Consider the following 22613-nt stretch of genomic DNA (forward strand, 5'->3'; position numbering starts at 1 on the left):
TTAAAGAGAGAACCTAAATGAACGTAGGAGATGTAAACTACTACACCCATTCAAGCAAAACTAGATGTGTGTTTGTGGATAATAAAGAATTGCCGCTTATAAGCATTGATATTTGGTGCAAAGCAGGTTCTTCATTTGAGGATGTTGATAAAAATGGCACTGCTCATTTTCTAGAACATATGATTTTTAAAGGGTCTAACAAAATAATGCCAGGTGAGTTTGACCATAAAATTGAATCTCTAGGCGGATTAAGTAACGCTTCAACTGGTTATGATGATGTACATTACCATGTCTTAGTTCCACCCTGTAACTTTAGAGAATCACTTGCTCTTTTGACAAATATTGTCGTTGCTCCAGATTTTAATCCTGATGAATTTATAAAAGAAAAAGGGGTAGTTATTGATGAAATAAAACAACAAAATGATCAGCCTGAAGAAAGATTATTTAATTATTTTTTAAAAAGGGTTTGGTTAAGTCCGAATTATTCCAATTCGATTCTAGGAACTGAACATAGTATTAAAAACTTAGAGATAAATGACCTTGTAAAATTTCATAGCAAACATTACACTACCGAAAAAATTTGTATTGCAATTGCTGGGAATCTCTCTGAAGAAATTTATAAATTTTTTGAAAAAAGTGATCTATCTGGTATAAAAGAAAGTCCAAATTTAATAAATCTACAAAATAAACCTTCTCTAAAAATAAGGCATGGTAGAGAGTCAGTTAAGTTTGATAATTTAGAGTTCTCAAGAATATTTATGGCTTGGTTTATCCCAAACCTAAATGATCAAAAAAATATTATTGGACTTGAGATATTAGCATCAATACTCTCTGTGGGAAGAAACAGCAGATTAGTAAAAATTTTAAAAGAAGATAGTAATCTTGTTGAATCGGTATATGTAGATGTAAATGCTGGAGAATTAGGAGGATTATTTGTAATGGAAGCAAGTTGCGAGACCAAAGATATTGAATTAGTAGAAAAGCAAATTAATAAAACAATAGATGAAATCTCAAATTGTAAAGTCTTGGCTTTGGATGAAATAAAAAAAGCAATAAATATTGTTAAAAGTAATTATATCTTTAATTTAGAGACATCTACACAACTCTCTTCATTCTTTGGAAATGAACTTCTTTGGGGGAGAAAATCTTCAATAAATAATTTAGAGAGTCATTTAAAATATTGGAATGACTTGGATAACTTCAAAGAGATCACAGAATATATCCGTGGAGAGAAATTTACATTAGTTGCATCCCCTAGTAAATGTTAAAAAGATATTTTTTAAATAATAAAAAAAGAAATTTTTCAACTGCTTTAATTTGGATTAAAGGGGGGAGTGATATGGATAGTATTGGCAAAAAAGGGATAAACAAGATCCTTTGTTCATTACTTACCAGAGGATGTGAAGGTTTTAACAATTTCACTCTCTCTGAATATATTGAGTCCTATGGAGCAGAATTAAATCAAGAAATATTTGAAGATGGTATTTCAATAAGTATTAAATCCCTAAATGAACATTTCAGCAAATTATTCCCTTTATTAGATTTATTTATTAATAAGCCAATCCTGTCAGAAACTGAATTTAAAAAAGTAAAAAAATCTTCTATTGATCACATTAAAAAAGATAAAGAGAATCCATTCAATATCTGTTTTGAAAACTGGAGAAGAATTGTTTACTTAAATCATCCTTATGCATTTAACACAATAGGAAATGCTAATGATGTCTCAAAAATTACCTATGAAGATGTTTTACTTGAGTTTAAAAATTTAAAAAATAGAGAAAAGTATTTAATTTCAAATAATCCCGAAATAAATGGAGAAAATTTTGGAACACTTGAAAAAAAAATCTTAAATGAAAAATCAGACCCTTTAAATCATTATTTAAATACTACGAGAAGATTTGATTATATTGATAATGATTCAAATCAAACAATAATAATGATGGGGGACCAAACTTGCTCGCGAAGAAGTAGTGAATATTTTCATCTTAAGGTTTTGGAGTCCTATTTATCTTATGGAATGAGCGCTGCTTTATTTAAACTTTTTAGAGAAAAACATGGTATCACTTACGATTTAGGTGTTTATTATCCTATCAGGAGTGGAAATGCCCCATTTTTAATTTATTTATCCGTATCTAATGATCAAGCACTTTTTGCTTTTGAACTCTTATTAAAACTATGGAAAAATTTACTTTTAAATCCGTTGACTAATGCTGAAATATTCTTAGCAAAAGAAAAACTAAAAGGTTCTTTTTTATTAGGAAATCAATCACTAGATGAAATTTTACATAGAAAGATACAGTTAGTTAGTTATGGTATTTCACCAATTTCTGAGAAGGATTTAAATTCAAAAATAGAAGAAATTTCTTCGTTAGATATTTTGAAATTAACTAATAAGTATTTTTCAAAACCTTTTCTGAGTATTTCAGGAAATAAAAAAATATGTTTAGAGATTTCTAATAGGTGGAAGAAAAACTTTTAGATTAGTTTTTCTCAATCTTATCAATATCTATTAAAAACGAACCTCTCCTAAACTTTACTTCAACAGTATTTGGAGATTTAATTGAAAGGATTTCCCCAATTTCATCAATTGCCACTAGATCAGGTGGTCTTAACATCGGCATATTATCTGAAGTCTTCAAGTAAGAGACTGGTGCAATCAACTTAACCTTATCGTTGATCTCAAATTTCATTTATAAATTAGATACATTATGGAGTAGTATAAGCATAAAGTTAATGAAAATATCAACGAAATGCACTGATTCATTCTAGAATCACAGAATTGACTTTCTGCAAATTAATGAATCAAAAATTTAAAACATTAATTTTATGGGCTTTACCTATACTTTTAGTAATAGCACTTTCCTACCAATTTTTATCTTCAAGCAACGTTGACTCGCTTAAATCTAATGGCACTACTGTTGCACCAAGAAATTCAGCGGTTGCAAGAGTAAGTTACGGCAGATTTTTAGATTACATTAATTCGGGAAGGGTTACATCTGTTGATATTTTTGAGGGAGGCAGAAATGCAGTTATAGAGACAATAGACTCGGATTTAGATAATAAAGTTCAAAGGTTGCGTGTAGATCTTCCTGGCTTAACACCAGAACTAATAAATATTTTGAAAAATGAGGGAATTAGTTTTGATGTTCATCCAATAAAAACAGCTCCTCCTGCATTAGGAATTTTAGGTAATTTACTCTTCCCAGCAATCTTAATTGGAGGTTTAATTTTGTTAGCGAGGAGGTCAAATGGTATGCCTGGAGGTCCAGGCCAAGCAATGCAGTTTGGGAAAACTAAAGCAAGATTTGCAATGGAGGCCGAAACAGGAGTTGTATTCAATGATGTTGCAGGGGTTAATGAAGCTAAACAAGATTTGCAAGAAGTTGTCACTTTTCTAAAAAAACCAGAAAAATTTACTTCTGTAGGTGCAAGAATTCCCAAAGGGGTTCTATTAGTAGGACCTCCTGGTACTGGTAAAACCCTTTTAGCTAAAGCAATTGCAGGTGAAGCTGGTGTACCATTCTTCTCATTATCAGGTTCTGAATTTGTCGAAATGTTTGTTGGTGTTGGCGCTAGTAGGGTTAGAGACCTTTTCAAAAGAGCTAAAGAGAATAGTCCTTGTTTAATTTTTATTGATGAAATAGATGCAGTCGGAAGGCAAAGAGGTGCAGGTATTGGTGGAGGTAATGATGAGAGAGAACAAACTCTCAATCAATTACTTACTGAAATGGATGGTTTCGAAGGTAATAGCGGCATAATAATTATTGCAGCCACAAACAGGCCCGATGTTCTAGATTCAGCGCTAATGAGACCAGGAAGATTCGATAGACAGGTAACTGTGGATGCGCCTGATATCAAGGGTAGACTATCAATATTGGAAGTTCATGCAAGGAATAAGAAACTTCAAGAGGATTTAACGCTTGAAAGCATTGCGAGAAGAACCCCAGGTTTTACTGGAGCAGATTTAGCAAATTTATTAAATGAGGCTGCTATTTTAACTGCTAGGAGGAGAAAAGACTCTATAAGTATCTCAGAAATTGATGACTCTGTAGATAGAATTGTCGCAGGAATGGAAGGTTCTCCATTAACAGATGGTAGAAGCAAGAGATTAATTGCTTACCATGAAGTTGGCCATGCTCTAATAGGTTCACTTGTCAAAGCCCATGATCCTGTTCAAAAAGTGACAGTCATTCCAAGAGGTCAAGCTAAAGGATTAACTTGGTTTACCCCGGATGACGAACAAACCCTTGTTAGCAGGGCGCAATTAAAAGCAAGAATAATGGGTGCTTTAGGAGGAAGAGCTGCTGAAGATGTAGTTTTTGGAGAAGGTGAGATTACAACAGGAGCTGGAGGTGATTTCCAACAAGTTGCTTCAATGGCCCGCCAAATGGTCACTAGATTTGGAATGAGTAATTTAGGTCCGATAGCTTTAGAAAGTGGTAACCAAGAAGTATTTGTTGGTAGAGATTTAATGACTAGAAGTGAAGTTTCTGATTCAATCTCTAAACAAATAGATGAAAGTGTAAGAATAATGGTCAAAGAATGTTATAAAGAAACCTACGATATAGTTAACAAAAATAGAGAAGCTATGGATAAGATAGTAGACCTATTAATTGAAAAAGAAACACTAGATGGTGATGAATTTGTAAGTATTCTCTCCAAATTCACCAAAATTCCAGAGAAAGAGAGAACACCTCAATTATTAAGCTAAACCTTTATTGGTTTCTTATCTAACACCAAATCAATTAAACCGTACTCAACAGCTTCGTTTGGGGACATATAAAAATCTCTATCGGTATCTTCTTTGACAGTGTCATAATCCTTTCCAGTTCTTTCTGATAATTCACTATTTAATCTTTCTTTTAAGAACAAAATTTCATCTGCCTGAATTCTTATATCACTGGCTTGCCCTCTAGCACCTCCAAGTGGTTGATGAATCATTATTCTTGAATGTCTAAGGCTGCTTCTTTTACCTTTAGTACCTGCCGCAAGCAAAAATGCACCCATACTAGCTGCTAAGCCAACACAAACTGTATGAATGTCAGGCTTTACATGTTGCATTGTGTCAAAGATACCCAATCCGTCATATACTGATCCGCCTGGTGAATTTATATACATATAAATGTCCTTATCTGGATCCTCTGCCTCGAGGAACAATAATTGAGCAACAATTCTATTAGCAGTTTCACTAGTAACTTGTTCTCCCAAAAAGATTATTCTCTCTCTTAATAGTCTCGAATAAATATCAAAGACTCTTTCACTACCGCCCGATTCTTCTAAAACTAAAGGGATCATAATAATATTTATCTGTTTATTAGATATTAACGATATTGAGTCAACATACGCTAACCTTATTAAGGTTTACATATAAAAAATTGAAAGAAAAATTGACTGTTTCAGATAGCAAAAAGTTATTTCATGAAAAATTTCCTTACGTCATTCCAGGTTTATATAAAAGAATAGTTGATGAAATGCTTGTCGAACTTAATCTTTTGAACCATCAAAATGAATTTACGCAAGATTATCTTTTTTGTGTCGGCCTCACCGAAACATTCAAAGAATTAATGAAAGGGTATCAACCTGAAAAACACTTGGATCTACTTTTTGAATCTTTATGCTTTTCTACAAATTTTGAGGCGAAGGAAATTAATGAAATCTCTAAAAAGTCCCAAAAAGAATTCAAGGATAAAACTTCTAAAGATATTTTAAAATTATTAGTAGAAAAAAGTAATTCTAAACTTTATCCTTCAAGGATTTTGAACTTAGGGATATATATATTAATTTCAAACTCCCAAGATTTCAAAGAGAAAAATGAATCAGATAAAAATAAGATGACTTCTGATATTTTTGAGAAGTTAAGCTTATCTGCTAATAAAGCAGAAAAAGATATTGGAATCTACAAAAGCAGCATATCAAAAATGGAACAAGCAAAAGAATTAATTGAAGAGCTCAGAATTAAGGACAAGAAAAAAACCAAAAAAAATTAATAACTATTTTTTTAATCTTTTTTTATCTTTCCAAGAGACATAGGATATATAAATTACAGCAAATGTTATGAATATGAGTAAAACAAACGATGTTAAAATAAGAAATTTACTTAAAAAGACTTCATAAGTTAAAAATGAAATCATATGTCAATGGATCCGTCCCCATTTCTTCCCCAAACAACCATGGCAATTGAAAAAGTAAAAATAGCAGCCAATGCTGCCCAGCCTATTTGAAAGATCATTAGAATTTAATCGTTTTTATAAATATAACAGAACTTCAAAATTTTTAATCATTTTAAAGATAAAGTTAATTTCTCAGAAACAAAATTTTCCCAATAGAATTATAATAAAGTTAAATTGGGAAGGTTAGTTTTAAATCATAGTACAAATATAGAAGGTCTAATTCCAATACTTCAAAAATTAGCACTGGAAAATAATATCAAGACAATAACTCCAGCTGTTATTTCAAGAGCCAGGGGGAGATCTTCTAAATTGATAATTAGATTGTCAGTGAAAACTATAAACGGATATAAAGCAATCGCAAGAAAAGGCAATACAGCTCAAGAAGTTTTTATTTCAACAGAGTTAAGTAAAGATGAATTAAAAGAAATCATAGATCTTTATAATAAAAAGTAATTAAATTAAAGGGTATTAGAAAATAGATAGGAGAGAACAAATGAAATTGGTATTAAATTTTTCTATTTTTTTATTGGCCTTTTTTTCATTTAGTAATAAATCATTATCACTTACTGATTTCCAAATAAAAAGATTTTGCGCAAAGGAGAAAAGAGTATCTTTATGTATCAAAAATTTACAAGAGAAAAGATCTGATCTCCAAAAAGGAAAGCTAATTGAAATACCTGTAACCCCTTACAAACGGTAATAAGAAATTGCATTTAAATTTCAAATTCTGATTCGAAAAGATTAAATGCATTTTTATAGTTTGTGAGAAGTTCTTCAGAATTATCAGAAAATCCCTGTCGTTCGTAATCTTCTTTTAATTCATCATATAAGTAAACCACTTTGTTAAAGGCGCTCATATATTCTTTTTGTATGTCTTCATCATCGATATCATAGATTTTTGCCAGTACTAATTCAACATTTTTTTTTGATGAATATATTTTTTTCTCAAAATCTTTATTTAACTTCCTTCTTTTTTTTGCCATTTAAAATTTCTAAATACAAATTAACAATACTCAAATTCATAGATAAATTAAATTAAAACTTATAAAATAAAGATATAGTTTCCAAATCAAAATAAAACCTCTACATTCCAAATAAATCATTGGATGATATGAATAAAAAAGAAACAACTAATCCTAAAGAACTGAAAAACCAAAACTATGAAGCCAAGAAAATGAATACTTCCTCAAACTTAAAGAAAAAGAAAGATAAGGACCTTCCATGGTGGGTGGAGTTATTATTTGTTCAAATAGGATTACCAGATAAATTACTAATAAAAATTTTAAAAGCCAAAAAAACATCTAAAGAATTTATCATTAATGAAAAAAAAATAATAATTATATTTTTGTTTGTAATTACTACATTGGCATATTTTTATCCAGTTATTAAACATGCCAAAAATAAATTAGATTGTGAAGAGATTGCTAAAAATTATATTATTAAAAATAAAAATACAATAGGAATTAAAAATAGAGAAATAAAAATGTTATCTACAAATTTTTGTTATGGTGGCGAAGAAATCTATGAAATAGAAAATTTAAAAAATTAAATTTTGAATTATTATCTATAAATAAGCATATCAATATTATGATAGTAACTTTAAGTTTAATAAAGTTAAAATTTTTTCTATGACTGATATAAATCAAAAGAAAGAAAACGTAAAAATGCGTTTAAAAGATTTGAGGCAAAACTTAAAGAAAATGCATTTACAAGTTACGGAAGAATTAATATTACCTAAGCCAGGTGATGTAAAAGACTTGATGGATAAAATGGATAAACTATTAAAATTAATAGAATCAAAATAAACTATAATTTAAATAATTTAGAATCATCAAAAGTTAAAAAAATGAAAATTATAAAACAAATTCCTATGTTAATTCTAATCGCAATTTTCTTAATTTCTTGTAGGACATCCACTAATAAAGAGTATCCCAAAAAGAATTTAGAAAAAAATATTGAGGATAATCCTAATTCAGAAAAGAAACGAATGGAAATAAAGTTTTCTTGTGGAGAGGATGGTATTTCAGAATACTTAGATGATGGTTGGAATATTTTAAAAGAAGAATCTCAAGAAAAAATTTGTACCTGGAAGTCTGTTCCTGCCACAAAAAATTGCAATATGGAAAAAGATAAAGGATGTAAAATAACAAAGCCAGATAAAATAGGTGAAGAGAAAATTTATTTATTGGAAAAATAAATTTAATATATGACTCCAAAATCAGAACATTTAGTTGATTTAATTTTGAAGAAATTAAAGACTTATAAAAAGAAAAAAATATTTTTAGAAAAAGAAAGTTTGAATAAATTTATTCTTTCACTTTTCAAAGAGAGCTAAATCCAAGACTTATTTAACTTAACTGCTATAGTTAGATTAATTTGTAATTAATATAGATATGGATAATTTTTCATCATTAACTTTTATTCTGTCAGTAATTTTTATCGTAAGTCTTTATTTTTTATTTAGGGTTACTTCTAGTACAAAGAATTAAAAAAAATATTTTCACATCTTTGCTAGATGATTGGATCATCTCTTAGTAGTAAAACCGTATGCTTATTTAAACCATCATTAATCCATTCTTTATATTCTTCTAGAACACACTTTTTGTCAGAATTATCTAATAAATTAATTCTTTTTTTTGCATTATCTAGTGCCAGGTTAATACAGAATTTATAGTCTTTGGATTTTTCTTGCATTTGTTTTTATTGAATCTTAGTAAAAATAAGTTCTTATTCTGTATTGAAAATTACAATAATAAGCCTTGATTTGATAAGAGTATCAAGCAATACGGAAGAATTTTTAATATATTTAGGATAATAACAATCCCTATAATAATCTTATGTCCTACGAAGCAGGCAGTAAAGAATGTAGACATTTAATTGAAGCCAAAGAAAGCCTTCTATCAACATTAGATGCGTTAAGTAATATACATTCAACCGATCTCATACAAATCCAAATTAAGGAAATTTACAATAAATTGGAACAGATGCATGACAATAGAAAAAAAATAGAATCAGCTACAAATTATCTTTAATACAATCAATTTAACTAAAAGCTCTCAAAATTTGCTTTTATCTTGGTTACTTTTTTTTCTGATAATAAATCCAATAAAGCATCAAGCTGAGCGAGTACTTCCTTTGCTTCATTAAGATCTGGCAACAAATCTTCTTTGATGAGCATTTGATGCATCTCTCTAAGCTCTAACCTTATATATCTAAGGTGAGAACAAACTTCCTCTCTCTTAGTTGCACTCATATTTCCTTTATATTCTTAACATTATACAATACGATCTTTTTTGACTCCCATATAAGTTTTGTCAATTTGAAAAATTTTTTCAAACCCAATAACATATCAAAATCTTTTAAAGTCGATTTGTAGTAATATATCCTTCATGAAAAAGAAAAAATCTAAAAAAAAACAAACTAATTCAAATTTAAAAGATCAAAAATTAGGTCAAACAAAAAATTCTGCGAAATTAGTACTTTTTGTTTTTGGGATAGGTCCAATTATTGGCATAATAATATTTTTATACAGTAAGGGATTTTTTAATTCACCAACTATTTAAATCTTAAGAAATTAATTTTAAAAAAATTATTGAAATTTTTTTAATGAAAATATCCTAAATTCTGCCATTTTTCGAGCATTTTCAGTATTAGATATCAAAAAAGGATGATCTGATAAAAGTTCTAATACCTTATCTATCTTTAATCGGATATCATCACAATCAACATTTTCCCATTCTTCATCAAATGACATTGCAAAGCTATCAGCATTATCGTATAGTTTATTTTTCATAATATTTGGAATTTAAATTTAGAAAATTTCAAAAATCAAAACCGAACTGAAAAAGTAATTAGAAGAAGCATTTAAAACTATCCCCATAAGTATTTGAGAAATAACTTTGAATGAGTGTTCTTTGATATTATACTTTAATCCTAAATTTTAAATTTATACATAAGTGCTATTAATCAAAATCTGAGTTGATTTGACAGAAGTGTTACAATATTGACATATGTAAAGACTTATGGAAAATAAAGTTAAAAGGATAGGGTATCTTCCTAGAAAAAGAGTACTTGAAATTATTGATGAAATATCCAAGAGTGAATCTATAAGTAGATCTAAAGTAGTTGGAATATTAGTTGAGGAAGCATTAGATGCGAGAGGAATTGCGAATTTTGGATATAGTAATATCAGCAAGTCAAATATATTCAAGTCGGATAATTTTAAAGATCTCCAAAATGAAAATGCCCACTTAAAAGATGGGGAAGACGAATTTGTTGATGACAGTGGTTACACAGTTTCATCTCACAAAACTTTAGACCGCTCAATATCTTCTGCAGATATAGAATTAGCAAATAAAATAAACATTCTTAAGGAATCAGGATTAATATAACTTTTATTAATTAATCACTTAATTTTTTAATGCATAATATTGGTTCATTGTTTATTCTTAGTCAAGAATAATATTCTTTTTACATAATTCGAATATTAAATCCTTTCTAATATTAATTTTGAAATTAAAAAATGAAAGATATTAAATGTCCTTCATGCGGCAAAACTTTCCGAATTGATCCCAGCAGCTTTGAAGAAATACTTCTTCAGATAAAAGACGAAGAATTTAATAAACAAATAAAAGAAAGACTTATCTTGGCTGAAGAAGGTAATAAAAAAGCTTTGGAAATTTTAAAACGTGAGTTAAAAATACAGTTAATAGAGCAGAATCGGATTAAAGAGTCTGAGATCCAAAATCTTGAATCTAAATTAAAAATAGCTGAAGAAAAGAAAACAAATGCCCTTAATGATTTAAAAAATCAAGCAACAAATAAAATTAATTCATTGAATAATGAATTAATCAAGTTGAAAGACGAAATTAAAAACCAGTCTTTAATTTCAGAATTATCTTTAAAAAACAAAGTTAGTGAAGCTGTTACTAATTTAGAAAAAGAAAACTCATCTTTAACAAATTCCATTGAAAAGATGAAGCTTGAACATTCAATTAATGAAAAATTAATTGAAGAAAAGTTTAAAAGCAAAATTAGTGAAAGGGACCTTACTATTCAGGAGTTAAGAGAAATGAAATCTAGATTATCTACAAAGATGATAGGAGAAACATTAGAAATTCATTGCGAAACTCAATTTAATCTGAATCGTGCCTCTGCATTTAAAAACTCATATTTCGAAAAGGATAATGATGCCACTTCAGGAAGTAAAGGTGACTATATATTTAGAGAGTTTGATGAAAATAAAACCGAAGTCGTATCTATAATGTTTGAAATGAAGAATGAAAGTTTAAATGGAACTAATAAAAGAAAAAACGAAGATTTTTTAAAAGAATTAGATAAAGATAGAAAACAAAAATCTTGTGAATATGCAGTTCTCGTATCTCTTCTAGAACCAGATAGTGAACTATATAATGCTGGCATAGTAGATGTTTCTCATAGATTCCCAAAAATGTATGTCATAAGACCTCAATTTTTCTTGCCCATTATTTCTCTGCTAAGAAATGCATCTATGGAAACATTAAAATACAAATCACAAATTGATTTAATGAAACGTGAGAATTTTGACATAACTAATTTTGAAAGTACTTTAGAGCAATTCAAAAATGCAGTTGGTAAAAATGTTTCACTTGCCCGGGATAGATTTAATGATGCAATTTCGGAAATTGATAAATCAATAATCCATTTACAAAAAACTAAAGAGGCTTTAGTTCTCTCAAAAAAACATCTTTTATCTGCTGACAGCAAATCTCAAGATCTGACAGTAAAGAAATTAACTAGAAATAATCCAACCATGAAGAAGAAGTTTAATGATTTAAATAATTTTGAAGATGAAGTAGCCTAATTAAAAAAGTTTTTAAAATTAATAATAATTAAAAATATATTTAATTTTTAACTTATAAATATACTATAAATAATAAATTTCATAGTAAAGAAAATAATGTCTATCAACACTCCCATTTTCAGTATTGCCAAAGATCTTAATGTCGAAAGTAATAGAATATTATTAGCCTGCAAGAAACTTGGAATCAATGCAAAAGGTGCAACAAAAAGATTAAATAAAGAAGAATTAGAAAAAATTAAAAGTTATTTTGAAACGGGAAAAAATGTGTCAGATGAAGTGATCAATTTAAATAAGGTTAAAAGTAAAAGTAGTTCTAAAAAAATTGTAGAAAAGGTAAAGATAAAATATTTTGCTAACAGACTTATTCGTAAATCTTAAATAAAAATAATTTTTTTTAATTACTTAAAGGAATAAGCCACAGAAGAAAATAATAATAATTTATCATAAGTAAAAATACTTAAAATGAGCATAAGTAAAATTTTAAATTCTCTAGAAAAATCATGGGAGAGAGATGATATTCTTTTAAATATCAAGAAGGGGTTAGGGACAGATGAGATAGTTAATGAATTTCTTATGAAAAACGAAAGTCAAATTAAAGAATTAAATTTTTTATTAAGACCAGAAGATATTGAATTATTAAATCAAGTAGAAAAACTCTCAACTTGCGAATCTAAATTAATAAATGAGATTAAAAATTTAAATTACTTAGAAAATAATGAAAATCATCACATTATGAATAAAAACAAGATTGTGTCATCTAATAGAATTTCTTTTAACAAAATTAGTTCATTCATGATTAATTGGAGTAATAAATTTGTAGTTATTGCTTTACTAACAATTTCAGCCATAGCTTTATCAAAACAAGCATGGGCATAATTAGCTAAATTAACTTCATTGTAAGAGATGTAGTTTTGAGAACTAAACAAGAATATTTAATTAGATATGAAGATGGAAATCTTTATTGTGAACTTGCTGATATTTGGATTGATCCAAGCAAGCCAGTAAAAAAGGCATTAATAACTCATGCTCATTTTGATCACTTTACATTTGGCTGTGAAGAATACATTTCTACTAAGGAAACTGCGTTTCTTCTTAAAGAAAGAGTTGGAGATAATATCAAAATTAAGACTTTTGAATATGGAGAAGAATTTAAGATAAATGGCATTAATATTTCTTTTCATCCATCCGGGCACATCCTTGGATCTAGTCAAATAAGGTTTATTTTTGCTGAAGAAAAATGGCTGATTTCAGGAGACTTTAAGCTTCAAAAAGATCAGACTTGCAAACCATATGAAATAGTAAAAACTGATTATTTAATAAGCGAATGTACTTTTGGTTTGCCAATATTTAAGTGGGATGAATCAAATAAAATAGCAAACGATATTTCAAAATGGATAACTAATTCACCAGAAAAAACCTCTTTACTTTTCTGCTATTCACTTGGAAAAGCTCAGAGATTGTTAAACGAAATTAGTCAAACAAATTTTAAAGGCAATATTTATTCCCATGGCAGTATTCACAAAATGAACAATAGTTATAGGGAACTTGGAATTGATATTAAAGATACTATAAAAATTGAAAATAAAAAAAAGATAGATGAACTTAAAGGAAGTCTAATATTATTACCGCCATCTTTAAGTAAGGGTTCTTATTTAAAAAATTTCAAAAACATTCAAACAGCTTTCGCAAGTGGATGGATGTCAATAAGAGCTCTAAGAAAAAGATCAGGTTATGATAAAGGATTCGCAATCTCTGATCATGCGGATTGGGATGGAATTCTGGAAGTAGTAAAAAAATCTGAAGCAAAAAATGTATTTTTTCATCATGGAGATAGTGAAGCCTTAAGTAAATATTTAGTTGAAAAGGAATCAATAAATGTCCTTTTATTCGGTAAATAAATATGAGCTTAAAAAAGTTTTCAGAACTATTTGGAGATCTAGATTCAATTAATAGTAAAAATAATAAAATTGAAGTTTTAAAAAATTATTTTTTATCTAATGATCCAATAGATAATTCATGGGCAATATATTTACTAACTGGAAAAAGTAATAAGAGATTTATTAGTGGAAGATATTTAAAAAACCTTTTTTCTCAAATATATGAATATCCTCAATGGCTAATTGATACATGTTATTTAAAAGTTGGTGATTCTGCAGAGGTAATAACGTTATTACTTAAAAATAAAACAATTTCTAGAAAAAAGAAATTATCAAATATAAGTCTCAATCAATTACTAAGCGAAACAATACCTGCATTATCAAAACTTAATGAGGAGGAGAAAAATTTAGAAATTAAAAATCTTTGGGAAACATTACCTGAAGATAACCATCTAATTTTTAATAAAATTCTTACAGGAACTTTTAGAGTAGGAGTCTCTATCGGATTAATAACAAAATCAATATCAAAACTAATTAATATTGATGAAGAGATTATTTCTCATAGGTTGATGGGTGATTTTAAACCTTCAATTGATTCATATGAATTCTTAATTAACAAGAATATCAATCTTCAAGAGTTAAATTCCAAACCATTTCCATTTCTTCTAGCAAATACTATTGAAGATAAAATCTTCAAAAATTCAATAAATGATTTTCAATTTGAATGGAAATACGACGGTATAAGGATGCAATTAATTAAAAGATCAGGCAATGTTTCGTTATGGACAAGAGGGCAAGAATTAGTAAATGAATCTTTCCCAGAATTAGTAGAGAAAATGTCACATATAAAAGATGATTTTGTTCTTGATGGTGAATTATTAGTTTGGAATTTTAAAGAACAAATTGCCTTTGATTTTTCGTTACTTCAAAAAAGAATAAATAGAAAGTCTCCTACTAGATCAATCCAAATAAAATATCCAATTATTTTTATTGCTTATGATCTTCTAGAGATTAATGGGCGAGATATAAGAGAAATTAAATTAGAAAATAGAAGAATTGAGTTAGAAAAATATTTTTCAAAATGGCAAATTAAAACTGAGAATAATATCTCTGATATTTTCAAAATATGTGATTTAATCTTTCCTAAAGATTGGCCTGATGCTTTAACTTATAAAGAAAAATCTCGAGAAAATAATACTGAAGGATTAATAATTAAAAAAAAGACTTCTATATACGCATCTGGTAGAAAGAAAGGTATTTGGTGGAAATATAAAGTTGATCCTATGCAACTGGATGCTGTTCTAATTTACGCTAAGGGCGGTAGCGGTAAAAGAGCTGGTCTGTATACAGATTACAGTTTTGCATTATGGAAAGACCAAGAATTAATTAAATTTGCAAGTGCATATTCTGGTTTAACGAATATTGAGATTAAAGAGCTAGATAAATGGATAAGAAAAAATACAATAGAAAAATTTGGTCCTGTGCGATCGTTAAAACCTGAAATGGTATTCGAAATATCTTTTGAGAAAATACAATTTTCTAAACGTCATAAGTCAGGAATAGCAGTACGATTTCCAAGAATAACAAAATGGAGAAAAGATAAAAAAGTTAATGATGCAGATAGTCTAGAGAATGCTTATGAACTGATGAAAAAAATATCATGAAAAATATTACGAAAAATAATAAGCAAAATAATTTAATTTCTAAAATTAAACAGTTTTTCTCCACAAATGGATGGGAGCCAATACCCTATCAGATCGAATCTTGGGAAGCATTTTTAAATGGAGAGAGTGGAATAATACAAGTTCCTACTGGATGCGGCAAAACTTATGCTGCATTAATGGGCCCTCTATCAAAGATAGAAGATCCCAAAAATAATAAAAGTGTGAATATATTATTAATAACCCCTTTAAAAGCACTAAGTAGAGATCTAAAAAATTCCATACAATTAGCAGCTTTGCATTTTAATAAAGAAATCACTGTTGAAATTAGGAACGGCGATACAACACCATATGAAAAGAAAAAGCAACTAGCTAAACCACCTAATATTCTTATTACCACTCCAGAGTCTTTATCTCTTTTACTTTCTAATAAAGAATCTAATAATCTGTTCAAGGAGTTGTCATCAATAATTATTGACGAATGGCATGAATTGATGGGTAGTAAAAGAGGAAACCAGTGCGAGTTATCTTTAAGTTGGCTAAGAGGTAATATAAAAAATTTACAAATTTGGGCAATGTCTGCAACTATTGGAAATATTGAAGAAGCAGCAAGAGCAATAGTTGGGATGAGCGCTATTAAACCCAAAATTATAAGTACAAATATTCAAAAAGAGATCGAAATTATAAGTGTTTTACCAGAGGAGGAAACTACCTTTCCATGGAGTGGGCATCTTGGGATTAGAAGTCATTCTTCACTATTAAAAATCCTAGATAAAAAAAAAAGCACCTTATTATTCACCAATACGAGAAATCAATCTGAAAGATGGTATCAATGTTTAAAATTTTTTCTCCCAGAGATGGAAGACAAAATTGCACTTCATCACGGTTCCCTGGATAAAGAAGATAGAAAAAGAGTTGAAGAAGGGGTTAAAGACGGATTAATAAAATGGGTAGTCTGCACCAGCTCATTAGATTTGGGAGTTGACTTCCAACCTGTAGATCAAATAGTTCAAATTGGTAGTGCAAAGAATTTAGCTAGACTGATCCAAAGAGCGGGAAGAAGTGCTCATAGACCTGGTGGAAAATCAAAAATAATTTTTATGCCTACTAATTCTTTAGAGTTATTTGAGATCAGTGCAATGAGAAGAATAATAAAAAGTGGCATATCTGAGGAAATTAGACTTCCTGAATTATCTTATGATGTGCTTCTTCAACATCTAATGAGTTTGGCATGCGGAAATGGCTTTGATCCAAGAATTGAGAAAGAAAGAATTAAAAGTTGTTGGAGTTTTAGAAACTTAAATGATCATGATTGGAATTGGTGTCTTGACTTTTTAGAGTATGGAGGAAAATGTCTTAAAGCATACCCAAAATATAAAAAGATAGTTAAAGAAGAATCACAAAATAATAATGAAAACTTTAAATATTTTGTAAAAGACAAATCTTTAATAAGAATGCATAAGTTCAATATTGGGACAATTACTAGTGACAAATTTGTGAATGTTAAATATATGAAAGGGAAATCCTTGGGAAATTTAGAAGAGAATTTTGCCTCAAAATTAAATCCTGGAGATACCTTTTACTTTGCTGGTAAAATGCTTCAATTTATAAGAATCAGAGATATGATTTTATACGTTAAAAAATCAACAAAAAAAAGTTCTCTTATTCCTGCATGGGTTGGAGGTCAAATGGCAATTTCTGATCTACTTTGTGAGAGTTTGAGAAAAGAAATAGATATATGCAATGAACTAGAAAATTTTGATTACTTAAATCCTGAACTCAATTCATTACGCCCAATATTGAAGAAACAAAAAGTTCTTTCAAATATTCCAAAGAAAGATGAATTCCTTATAGAAATATATAAAACCAAGGATTTATCAAATCTTTTTGTTTTTACACTTGATGGCAAATTTGTAAATGAAGGAATTGCATTTTTATGGGCTTTGAGATTGGCAAAATTAAAACAATCTACATTTAGTATTACTGCTAATGATTTTGGATTTAGCTTAACTACTGCAGAAGATTATGATTTTTCTATAATAAAAAAAGAAGCTGATTACTTTTTGAATAACAAAAAATTAGAAGAAGATCTAGAAAATGCAATTAATTTTTCAGAATTAACAAAACGTAGATTTAAAAATATTGCCCAAATAAGTGGATTAGTAAATCAAAATAATCCAACCAAAACAAAAACCTCTTCCCAACTTCAAATAAGTTCAAGTCTTTTCTACGATGTCTTTACTAAATATGAAGAAGACCATCTTTTGATAAAACAATCGCATCAAGAAGTTAAAGAATATCAATTAGAAAATAAAAGAATATCTAGATCATTAGAAAGATTAAAAAATTTAAAAATGCTACTAAACGAGATAAAAACTCCAACTCCTTTTGCATTCCCTTTATTAGTTGAAAGACTTAAAAATACTTTAAGCAATGAACCAATAGAAAAAAGAGTAGAAAAACTTATAAAAAAATATAGTGATTAAATGAATAAAAGTTCTTTTAAATTTAGTTGGGAAGATACATTGTTAGAGATGCTTCCTTCAAGAGCATTATTTCTACCGGAAACAAAAGAATTGTTAATATGCGATATTCATCTTGGGAAAGCTGAGTATTTTCAGCAGAATGGTATACCTCTTACTAATAATTCAGATAAAAACAATTTCTTAAGAATAAAAAAAATAGTAAAAAAATATAGTCCTGAAAAGTTAATAATATTGGGAGATTTATTCCACAGCAAATATTCAATAGATAAAACTCTTCAAAAAAATGTTGAGGATCTTCCAGAACTACTAAAAACTAACGTTGAACTCGTCCTCGGAAATCATGATGTAGGTTGTGATATTAAAAATATAAAAATTGTTGATATTAGAAAAACTAAAAATATTACTTTTAGCCATGAACCAGTTAATTTAGAAAATAATAAAACATTGAATATTTGTGGACATTATCATCCAAAAATCTATTTAAAAAACAATGGAGATAAATTATCTTTTAGGTGCTTTGCAATGGATAAGACTAAAAATACTTTATTTTTACCTGCATTTGGAGACTTAACTGGAGGATATCCCTGCAAAAAGTCATTTAAAAAATGGGCAATAGTTTCTGAGGAAGAAATTATCGAAATAAAATCTTAAGAAAAATCCTATTGAAGTGACTTAAATTTTTCATTTAGATATGCCAATTTATACTTAAAAGTCTCGATTATTTTTTTAATCAATTATTTTATTGCTATAAATCATTCTCTACTAGTAGAAATAGAAAAAAAATTTTTACAGCTAATGACCCTTTCCTTAGCAGACAATCCACGTTATAAAAAAAATAAACACATTTTATAGAAATGAAAAAATTAATAGCCTTGATTTTATTTCCATTTCTTCTAATTTCATTTGGAGCAAAAGCAAATGATAATTTTTCGGTTGAGATAGAGGCACTTACATTAGTAATGGAACAATATAAGGAAGATACTGAATCAAGTGTTGAATTAGATATTGAAGATATAAAGCCAAGTTATATGGCTCTTAGACAAGACGAATGTAATGCAACTGTTGAAGTTACAGAAAAAACAGGATTAGAGGTTGTAAATACTGAATCTTTTGATGTAAATGTCTGCCTGAAAGAAATTTATAAAGTAATCAACTAAATAAGCAGGTTATAAAAATATAATAAAAACAAACAAATTAAAGAGGTCTTTTACTTAAAGAAGGTAAGACCTCGAGACCTAACAGAAAACTTTGGAACGGGTTCTGCTACCCAATTAATAACTACAATGAAATTGTATAGGTGTAATTAAAAGTACAAAACCTTAAATTATTTTTTAAATAATTATTTCTTCTTTGATAATGTTTGTGATTCTTCTCTAGACATTAAAGCTTCAATTTGAGCAAGAACTTTTTGAAGTTCATCCGTTTTTGTAAGAGATGCTTCTGCTACTTCTCTTAATTTTTCTAACTGTTCTTTAGTTTTATCCATGATAAATAAATTAGAAATTAACCACTTTTAAAAATGGTTTTAATACAGATTTTTCACTCCCACACAGATTCATATTCTCTCTTTTTTTTATAAAGTCAAATAAATTTCCCTTTATTAAGGTTTTATGAGGACTTCCAATTAATTCTTTATTTATTATTGAAACCATAAGATTACCTGAAATAGAAATACTCTTAAATTATGAAGTAAATACAGGTAATCCTATTGTTGCAGTTGTTATGAGAGCCCCTGCAAAAATCAAAAAAGGTAGAAAAGGGTAGTTTTTCAACGATAAACTTACTAATTCGAAATAACTATATAGGTATTTATACTGTTTGTCTACCCCTTGCCTTTCTTAAAGGTAAAAATTTTTCTTTTAAAAGTAAAAATTTAACATCAACCAAATTTACCTGATATGTATTCCTGAGTGGTTTTTTCTTTTGGAGAATTAAAAATTTTCTTTGTGGAATTAAATTCTGCAAGATAACCAACCTTTCCTCCATCACCATCTTCATATTCAATAGCATTAAAAAATGCAGTCATATCGCTAACTCTTAATGCCTGTTGCATATTATGAGTAACGATTATTATTGTGTAATTCTTCTTAAGTTCATGCATCGTCTCCTCAATTTTTAAAGTAGAGATTGGATCTAATGCTGAACATGGCTCATCCATTAGAATTATTTCAGGCTCAATTGCGATGGTTCGAGCAATACATAATCTTTGTTGTTGTCCACCAGAGAGAGAGTAACCACTATCATTTAATTTATCCTTACATTCATCCCATAAAGCAGCCTTTTTTAGTGAACTTTCTACTAATTTATCCATATCTCCCGTAAAGCCATTAATTCTTGCTCCAAATGCGATATTTTCGTAGATAGATTTAGGAAAAGGATTAGGCTGTTGAAAAACCATTCCGATTCTTCTTCTTACTTCTACTGGATCTACTCTTTTATCGTAAATATTAGTTCCATCAAAAAGGACAGTACCCTTCAGTGAGCAATTAGGAATTAAATCGTTCATCCTATTTAATGATCTAAGAACAGTTGATTTGCCACAACCCGAGGGGCCAATAAGGGAAGTTATATTTCCTTTTTTAAAGTTACAAAAAACATTTCTTACTGCTTCGAAAGATCCATAGCTAATAGAAACATTCTCAAGAGACAAAATGATATTTTTTGGTATTTTTTTATTAGTTCTAATCATTTATACTCTCTTAGTTTTCTCTGTAAAAGCGGCCAATATCCTTGAAAATATATTTACTGATAGTATCGACAAAACAAGAATAAAGGAAGCTGCCCAGGCTAATTTATTTTGAGCATCATAAGGTTCAAGGGCAAAGTTATATATCAATACAGCCAAGGAACCCATCTCATAAAACAAGTCCCCAAAGCCTGTTATGTAGTAGTAAGAAAATAAAGCCGTAAATATCAAAGGTGCTGTTTCACCTGCAGCTCTTGCGATACCAAGTACAACGCCAGTAGCAATAGACCTAAAGGCAGAGGGCAAAGTAACTTTCAATATGGTTGTATACATACTTGCTCCAACACCAAGAGACGCATATCTTAATTCGTTAGGAACTAACTTTAAACCTTCATCAGTGGTCTTAATCACAGTAGGCAACATCAATATTGAAAGCGCCATCCCTCCAGCTAAACCGCTGTACATACTCCCAAACAAGATCTTTGTAGAAACAATTAAGGCATAAATAAATACACCGGCAATTATTGAGGGGACTCCCGCCAGAACATTAACTCCAAATCTAATAAATCTTGAAAAAGCTCCACCTTTAGAGTATTCAGCTAGATATATTCCACCACCAACACCTACTGGTATCGCAATAATTGAAGCAATAGTAGTTATTATTAATGTTCCGATCAATGCAGGATTAATACCACCTGCATCTAAATCATCTCCAGGGGGATTTGGTTCTAAAGTAAATAGTTCGGGTGTGATTTGAGATCCACCTTTGATGAGAATATAAGTCACTAGAAAAATCAAAGGAAGTATTGCGATCAATGCACAAATTACTGATAAAGAAGTAAAGAATTTATTTCCTATATTTCTTGATAATCTTTTCTGGTAATAGAGTGAATTCATAATTATCTAATATTTGAGACTAAATTTCTTAACTAGCCACTGCGCAAAGATATTTACTACCAAAGAAAGGATCATAAGTACAAAAGCCGCATAAAACAGTGATGAAACCTGACTTCCATCAGCTTCACCGAACTGGTTTGCGAGCATGGAGGAAATGGTATATCCCGGAGATAATAGAGACCAACTAAATGCATTGGAATTACCAATAATCATTGTTACAGCCATGGTTTCACCCATTGCCCTACCTAAAGCCAATAGAACACCTGCCATAATTCCTGATAATGCTGCCGGCAAAATCACTGAAAATATTGTTTTCCATCTGCTTGCTCCAATTCCATATGCTGCATTTCTTAACTTTTTAGGAACCTGATTAAGTGAATCTCTTGCAATGGATGTCACTATAGGCAAAAGCATAACTACTAAAATCAATATTGCTAACAAGGAATTCCTGCCTGTAGGTTCTGTACTGAATAAAGGTATCCAACCAAAGAAATTATGTAAAAAGACAAAAAAGGCTCTAAAAAAAGGTTCCATTACAAATATTGCCCAAAGTCCCAATACAACTGATGGAATAGCTGCTAATAATTCAACAAATGAACCTATTATTTCTCTGACAACTTTCGGTACAAAATCCTCGGTAATAAATATTGCAGTTCCAACGCCCAAAGGGATAGTTATTAATAACGAAAGAAATGAAGTTACCAATGTGCCATATATTGCAGTAAAAGCTCCGTATTCATCTTTTACTGGATTCCATTCAGAGGTTACGAGAAACTTCAAGCCATACCTTGAAAAGGATTCAAATGACTGAAAAAAGACTACTAAAATAATTCCTAAAAGTATTATTGCTACGAAACTAGACAAGACTAGGGCAGTATTCTTGAAGATAATATCTATATTTTTTTCGATACCGAATCTTTTACGATTCTTGAAAAGAGTTAATTTCTCTTCCATTAAAAAAAGAATATCTCTATAAATCTACTACTAAATGTTG

General features: G+C 29.0%; 30 protein-coding genes. 19 read left to right on the plus strand and 11 right to left on the minus strand.

Annotated features, from left to right (window positions below):
- The first annotated feature begins 17 nt into the window (after positions 1-17).
- Together BS621_RS00765 and BS621_RS00770 are read left to right on the plus strand one after the other, a co-directional pair.
- Entirely contained in the window at positions 18-1268 is a 1251-nt protein-coding gene (locus tag BS621_RS00765; protein ID WP_077141467.1) for a M16 family metallopeptidase, read from the plus strand.
- Positions 1262-2479, plus strand: a complete 1218-nt coding sequence (locus BS621_RS00770) for a M16 family metallopeptidase (protein ID WP_077141468.1) — start codon at positions 1262-1264, stop codon at positions 2477-2479. The genes BS621_RS00765 and BS621_RS00770 overlap by 7 nt, the downstream gene beginning before the upstream one ends.
- A 1-nt stretch (position 2480) precedes the next feature.
- Here BS621_RS00770 and BS621_RS00775 read toward each other — a convergent pair whose 3' ends face one another.
- Positions 2481-2690, minus strand: a complete 210-nt coding sequence (locus BS621_RS00775; protein WP_077141469.1) for an NAD(P)H dehydrogenase assembly family protein — start codon at positions 2688-2690, stop codon at positions 2481-2483.
- A gap of 107 nt (positions 2691-2797) precedes the next feature.
- Between BS621_RS00775 and ftsH the strand changes: the two genes are divergently transcribed.
- The gene (ftsH, locus tag BS621_RS00780) at positions 2798-4711 is read left to right on the plus strand and encodes an ATP-dependent zinc metalloprotease FtsH (protein WP_077141470.1); all 1914 of its coding nucleotides are present in this window, start codon (positions 2798-2800) and stop codon (positions 4709-4711) included.
- On the opposite strand, the gene clpP is transcribed toward ftsH, so the two are convergent.
- Positions 4708-5298 carry an ATP-dependent Clp endopeptidase proteolytic subunit ClpP gene (clpP, locus tag BS621_RS00785; protein WP_269466542.1) on the minus strand — a complete coding sequence of 197 codons (591 nt, stop codon included), beginning with the start codon at positions 5296-5298 and terminating at the stop codon, positions 4708-4710. The two genes, ftsH and clpP, sit on opposite strands and share 4 nt — an antisense overlap.
- A 32-nt stretch (positions 5299-5330) precedes the next feature.
- On the opposite strand from clpP, the gene psb29 reads away from it, so the two are divergent.
- Positions 5331-5987, plus strand: a complete 657-nt coding sequence (psb29, locus tag BS621_RS00790; RefSeq protein WP_077141471.1) for a photosystem II biogenesis protein Psp29 — start codon at positions 5331-5333, stop codon at positions 5985-5987.
- A gap of 140 nt (positions 5988-6127) precedes the next feature.
- On the opposite strand, the gene petN is transcribed toward psb29, so the two are convergent.
- The gene (gene petN / locus BS621_RS00795) at positions 6128-6229 is read right to left on the minus strand and encodes a cytochrome b6-f complex subunit PetN (RefSeq protein WP_011376303.1); all 102 of its coding nucleotides are present in this window, start codon (positions 6227-6229) and stop codon (positions 6128-6130) included.
- A 115-nt stretch (positions 6230-6344) separates the two neighbouring features.
- Between petN and BS621_RS00800 the strand changes: the two genes are divergently transcribed.
- The gene (locus tag BS621_RS00800; RefSeq protein ID WP_025922313.1) at positions 6345-6623 is read left to right on the plus strand and encodes a DUF2103 domain-containing protein; all 279 of its coding nucleotides are present in this window, start codon (positions 6345-6347) and stop codon (positions 6621-6623) included.
- A 260-nt stretch (positions 6624-6883) separates the two neighbouring features.
- Here BS621_RS00800 and BS621_RS00810 read toward each other — a convergent pair whose 3' ends face one another.
- On the minus strand, positions 6884-7153 hold the full coding sequence (locus BS621_RS00810) for a hypothetical protein (protein WP_077141473.1): 270 nt from the start codon (positions 7151-7153) through the stop codon (positions 6884-6886).
- A gap of 128 nt (positions 7154-7281) precedes the next feature.
- Between BS621_RS00810 and BS621_RS00815 the strand changes: the two genes are divergently transcribed.
- From BS621_RS00815 to BS621_RS00820, 3 genes are all read left to right on the plus strand, one after another.
- The gene (locus BS621_RS00815) at positions 7282-7719 is read left to right on the plus strand and encodes a hypothetical protein (protein WP_077142627.1); all 438 of its coding nucleotides are present in this window, start codon (positions 7282-7284) and stop codon (positions 7717-7719) included.
- 79 nt (positions 7720-7798) lie between these two features.
- Positions 7799-7975, plus strand: coding sequence for a hypothetical protein (locus BS621_RS09325; RefSeq protein ID WP_198025614.1), 177 nt, complete (start codon positions 7799-7801; stop codon positions 7973-7975).
- Positions 7976-8016: 41 nt separating this feature from the next.
- Complete coding sequence (locus BS621_RS00820) at positions 8017-8367, plus strand: alpha-2-macroglobulin (protein ID WP_077141474.1); 351 nt, start codon at positions 8017-8019, stop codon at positions 8365-8367.
- A 314-nt stretch (positions 8368-8681) separates the two neighbouring features.
- On the opposite strand, the gene BS621_RS00825 is transcribed toward BS621_RS00820, so the two are convergent.
- Positions 8682-8864, minus strand: a complete 183-nt coding sequence (locus tag BS621_RS00825; protein ID WP_077141475.1) for a hypothetical protein — start codon at positions 8862-8864, stop codon at positions 8682-8684.
- 143 nt (positions 8865-9007) lie between these two features.
- Between BS621_RS00825 and BS621_RS00830 the strand changes: the two genes are divergently transcribed.
- Positions 9008-9202, plus strand: a complete 195-nt coding sequence (locus BS621_RS00830; RefSeq protein ID WP_011818239.1) for a hypothetical protein — start codon at positions 9008-9010, stop codon at positions 9200-9202.
- Positions 9203-9216: 14 nt separating this feature from the next.
- On the opposite strand, the gene BS621_RS00835 is transcribed toward BS621_RS00830, so the two are convergent.
- On the minus strand, positions 9217-9423 hold the full coding sequence (locus BS621_RS00835; RefSeq protein WP_077141476.1) for a hypothetical protein: 207 nt from the start codon (positions 9421-9423) through the stop codon (positions 9217-9219).
- Positions 9424-9559: 136 nt separating this feature from the next.
- Here BS621_RS00835 and BS621_RS09330 point away from each other — a divergent pair, with 136 nt between their 5' ends.
- On the plus strand, positions 9560-9733 hold the full coding sequence (locus BS621_RS09330; protein ID WP_011818237.1) for a hypothetical protein: 174 nt from the start codon (positions 9560-9562) through the stop codon (positions 9731-9733).
- 26 nt (positions 9734-9759) lie between these two features.
- Here the strand turns inward: BS621_RS09330 and BS621_RS00840 are convergent, their stop codons facing one another.
- Positions 9760-9963 carry a hypothetical protein gene (locus tag BS621_RS00840; RefSeq protein ID WP_077141477.1) on the minus strand — a complete coding sequence of 68 codons (204 nt, stop codon included), beginning with the start codon at positions 9961-9963 and terminating at the stop codon, positions 9760-9762.
- Positions 9964-10192: 229 nt separating this feature from the next.
- Here BS621_RS00840 and BS621_RS00845 point away from each other — a divergent pair, with 229 nt between their 5' ends.
- From BS621_RS00845 to BS621_RS00885, 9 genes are all read left to right on the plus strand, one after another.
- On the plus strand, positions 10193-10561 hold the full coding sequence (locus BS621_RS00845) for a hypothetical protein (protein WP_025931740.1): 369 nt from the start codon (positions 10193-10195) through the stop codon (positions 10559-10561).
- A 131-nt stretch (positions 10562-10692) separates the two neighbouring features.
- A complete protein-coding gene (locus BS621_RS00850) occupies positions 10693-12012 on the plus strand; it encodes a DUF2130 domain-containing protein (RefSeq protein WP_077141478.1) in 1320 nt (439 codons plus the stop codon).
- 96 nt (positions 12013-12108) lie between these two features.
- The gene (locus tag BS621_RS00855) at positions 12109-12390 is read left to right on the plus strand and encodes a translation initiation factor IF-2 N-terminal domain-containing protein (protein WP_025894354.1); all 282 of its coding nucleotides are present in this window, start codon (positions 12109-12111) and stop codon (positions 12388-12390) included.
- Positions 12391-12474: 84 nt separating this feature from the next.
- Positions 12475-12888, plus strand: coding sequence for a competence protein ComC (locus BS621_RS00860; RefSeq protein WP_077141479.1), 414 nt, complete (start codon positions 12475-12477; stop codon positions 12886-12888).
- Positions 12889-12923: 35 nt separating this feature from the next.
- A complete protein-coding gene (locus tag BS621_RS00865) occupies positions 12924-13910 on the plus strand; it encodes a ligase-associated DNA damage response exonuclease (RefSeq protein ID WP_077141480.1) in 987 nt (328 codons plus the stop codon).
- A gap of 2 nt (positions 13911-13912) precedes the next feature.
- The gene (locus tag BS621_RS00870) at positions 13913-15553 is read left to right on the plus strand and encodes an ATP-dependent DNA ligase (protein ID WP_077141481.1); all 1641 of its coding nucleotides are present in this window, start codon (positions 13913-13915) and stop codon (positions 15551-15553) included.
- A complete protein-coding gene (locus BS621_RS00875) occupies positions 15550-18036 on the plus strand; it encodes a ligase-associated DNA damage response DEXH box helicase (RefSeq protein ID WP_077141482.1) in 2487 nt (828 codons plus the stop codon). The genes BS621_RS00870 and BS621_RS00875 overlap by 4 nt, the downstream gene beginning before the upstream one ends.
- Positions 18037-18687 carry a ligase-associated DNA damage response endonuclease PdeM gene (gene pdeM / locus BS621_RS00880; RefSeq protein WP_077141483.1) on the plus strand — a complete coding sequence of 217 codons (651 nt, stop codon included), beginning with the start codon at positions 18037-18039 and terminating at the stop codon, positions 18685-18687.
- Positions 18688-18890: 203 nt separating this feature from the next.
- The gene (locus BS621_RS00885) at positions 18891-19193 is read left to right on the plus strand and encodes a hypothetical protein (protein ID WP_077141484.1); all 303 of its coding nucleotides are present in this window, start codon (positions 18891-18893) and stop codon (positions 19191-19193) included.
- A 182-nt stretch (positions 19194-19375) separates the two neighbouring features.
- On the opposite strand, the gene BS621_RS09335 is transcribed toward BS621_RS00885, so the two are convergent.
- The 4 genes from BS621_RS09335 to pstC all read right to left on the minus strand — a co-directional run bounded on the left by BS621_RS09335 (position 19376) and on the right by pstC (position 22573).
- Entirely contained in the window at positions 19376-19522 is a 147-nt protein-coding gene (locus BS621_RS09335) for a hypothetical protein (RefSeq protein WP_002808068.1), read from the minus strand.
- Between the two features lie 393 nt (positions 19523-19915).
- Complete coding sequence (gene pstB / locus BS621_RS00890) at positions 19916-20725, minus strand: phosphate ABC transporter ATP-binding protein PstB (protein ID WP_077141485.1); 810 nt, start codon at positions 20723-20725, stop codon at positions 19916-19918.
- Positions 20726-21619, minus strand: coding sequence for a phosphate ABC transporter permease PstA (gene pstA / locus BS621_RS00895; RefSeq protein ID WP_077141486.1), 894 nt, complete (start codon positions 21617-21619; stop codon positions 20726-20728).
- A gap of 6 nt (positions 21620-21625) precedes the next feature.
- The gene (pstC, locus tag BS621_RS00900) at positions 21626-22573 is read right to left on the minus strand and encodes a phosphate ABC transporter permease subunit PstC (protein ID WP_011376282.1); all 948 of its coding nucleotides are present in this window, start codon (positions 22571-22573) and stop codon (positions 21626-21628) included.
- Positions 22574-22613: the final 40 nt, after the last annotated feature.

Origin of the sequence: Prochlorococcus sp. RS04 (assembly GCF_001989455.1) — a bacterium.
Taxonomy (GTDB): domain Bacteria; phylum Cyanobacteriota; class Cyanobacteriia; order PCC-6307; family Cyanobiaceae; genus Prochlorococcus_A.

Coding starts and splice junctions, on each gene's coding strand:
- BS621_RS00885 (WP_077141484.1), top strand. CDS start 18,891: ATGAAAAAATTAATAGCCTTGATTTTATTTCCATTTCTTCTAATTTCA.
- BS621_RS00845 (WP_025931740.1), top strand. CDS start 10,193: ATGGAAAATAAAGTTAAAAGGATAGGGTATCTTCCTAGAAAAAGAGTA.
- BS621_RS09325 (WP_198025614.1), top strand. CDS start 7,799: ATGACTGATATAAATCAAAAGAAAGAAAACGTAAAAATGCGTTTAAAA.
- petN (WP_011376303.1), bottom strand. CDS start 6,229: ATGATCTTTCAAATAGGCTGGGCAGCATTGGCTGCTATTTTTACTTTT.
- BS621_RS00810 (WP_077141473.1), bottom strand. CDS start 7,153: ATGGCAAAAAAAAGAAGGAAGTTAAATAAAGATTTTGAGAAAAAAATA.
- BS621_RS00875 (WP_077141482.1), top strand. CDS start 15,550: ATGAAAAATATTACGAAAAATAATAAGCAAAATAATTTAATTTCTAAA.
- BS621_RS00830 (WP_011818239.1), top strand. CDS start 9,008: ATGTCCTACGAAGCAGGCAGTAAAGAATGTAGACATTTAATTGAAGCC.
- BS621_RS00815 (WP_077142627.1), top strand. CDS start 7,282: ATGAATAAAAAAGAAACAACTAATCCTAAAGAACTGAAAAACCAAAAC.
- BS621_RS00855 (WP_025894354.1), top strand. CDS start 12,109: ATGTCTATCAACACTCCCATTTTCAGTATTGCCAAAGATCTTAATGTC.
- BS621_RS00835 (WP_077141476.1), bottom strand. CDS start 9,423: ATGAGTGCAACTAAGAGAGAGGAAGTTTGTTCTCACCTTAGATATATA.
- BS621_RS00825 (WP_077141475.1), bottom strand. CDS start 8,864: ATGCAAGAAAAATCCAAAGACTATAAATTCTGTATTAACCTGGCACTA.
- BS621_RS09335 (WP_002808068.1), bottom strand. CDS start 19,522: ATGGATAAAACTAAAGAACAGTTAGAAAAATTAAGAGAAGTAGCAGAA.
- BS621_RS00770 (WP_077141468.1), top strand. CDS start 1,262: ATGTTAAAAAGATATTTTTTAAATAATAAAAAAAGAAATTTTTCAACT.
- pstC (WP_011376282.1), bottom strand. CDS start 22,573: ATGGAAGAGAAATTAACTCTTTTCAAGAATCGTAAAAGATTCGGTATC.
- pstB (WP_077141485.1), bottom strand. CDS start 20,725: ATGATTAGAACTAATAAAAAAATACCAAAAAATATCATTTTGTCTCTT.
- BS621_RS00765 (WP_077141467.1), top strand. CDS start 18: ATGAACGTAGGAGATGTAAACTACTACACCCATTCAAGCAAAACTAGA.
- pdeM (WP_077141483.1), top strand. CDS start 18,037: ATGAATAAAAGTTCTTTTAAATTTAGTTGGGAAGATACATTGTTAGAG.
- BS621_RS00775 (WP_077141469.1), bottom strand. CDS start 2,690: ATGAAATTTGAGATCAACGATAAGGTTAAGTTGATTGCACCAGTCTCT.
- BS621_RS00840 (WP_077141477.1), bottom strand. CDS start 9,963: ATGAAAAATAAACTATACGATAATGCTGATAGCTTTGCAATGTCATTT.
- pstA (WP_077141486.1), bottom strand. CDS start 21,619: ATGAATTCACTCTATTACCAGAAAAGATTATCAAGAAATATAGGAAAT.
- BS621_RS00870 (WP_077141481.1), top strand. CDS start 13,913: ATGAGCTTAAAAAAGTTTTCAGAACTATTTGGAGATCTAGATTCAATT.
- BS621_RS00860 (WP_077141479.1), top strand. CDS start 12,475: ATGAGCATAAGTAAAATTTTAAATTCTCTAGAAAAATCATGGGAGAGA.
- BS621_RS00820 (WP_077141474.1), top strand. CDS start 8,017: ATGAAAATTATAAAACAAATTCCTATGTTAATTCTAATCGCAATTTTC.
- BS621_RS00850 (WP_077141478.1), top strand. CDS start 10,693: ATGAAAGATATTAAATGTCCTTCATGCGGCAAAACTTTCCGAATTGAT.
- BS621_RS09330 (WP_011818237.1), top strand. CDS start 9,560: ATGAAAAAGAAAAAATCTAAAAAAAAACAAACTAATTCAAATTTAAAA.
- ftsH (WP_077141470.1), top strand. CDS start 2,798: ATGAATCAAAAATTTAAAACATTAATTTTATGGGCTTTACCTATACTT.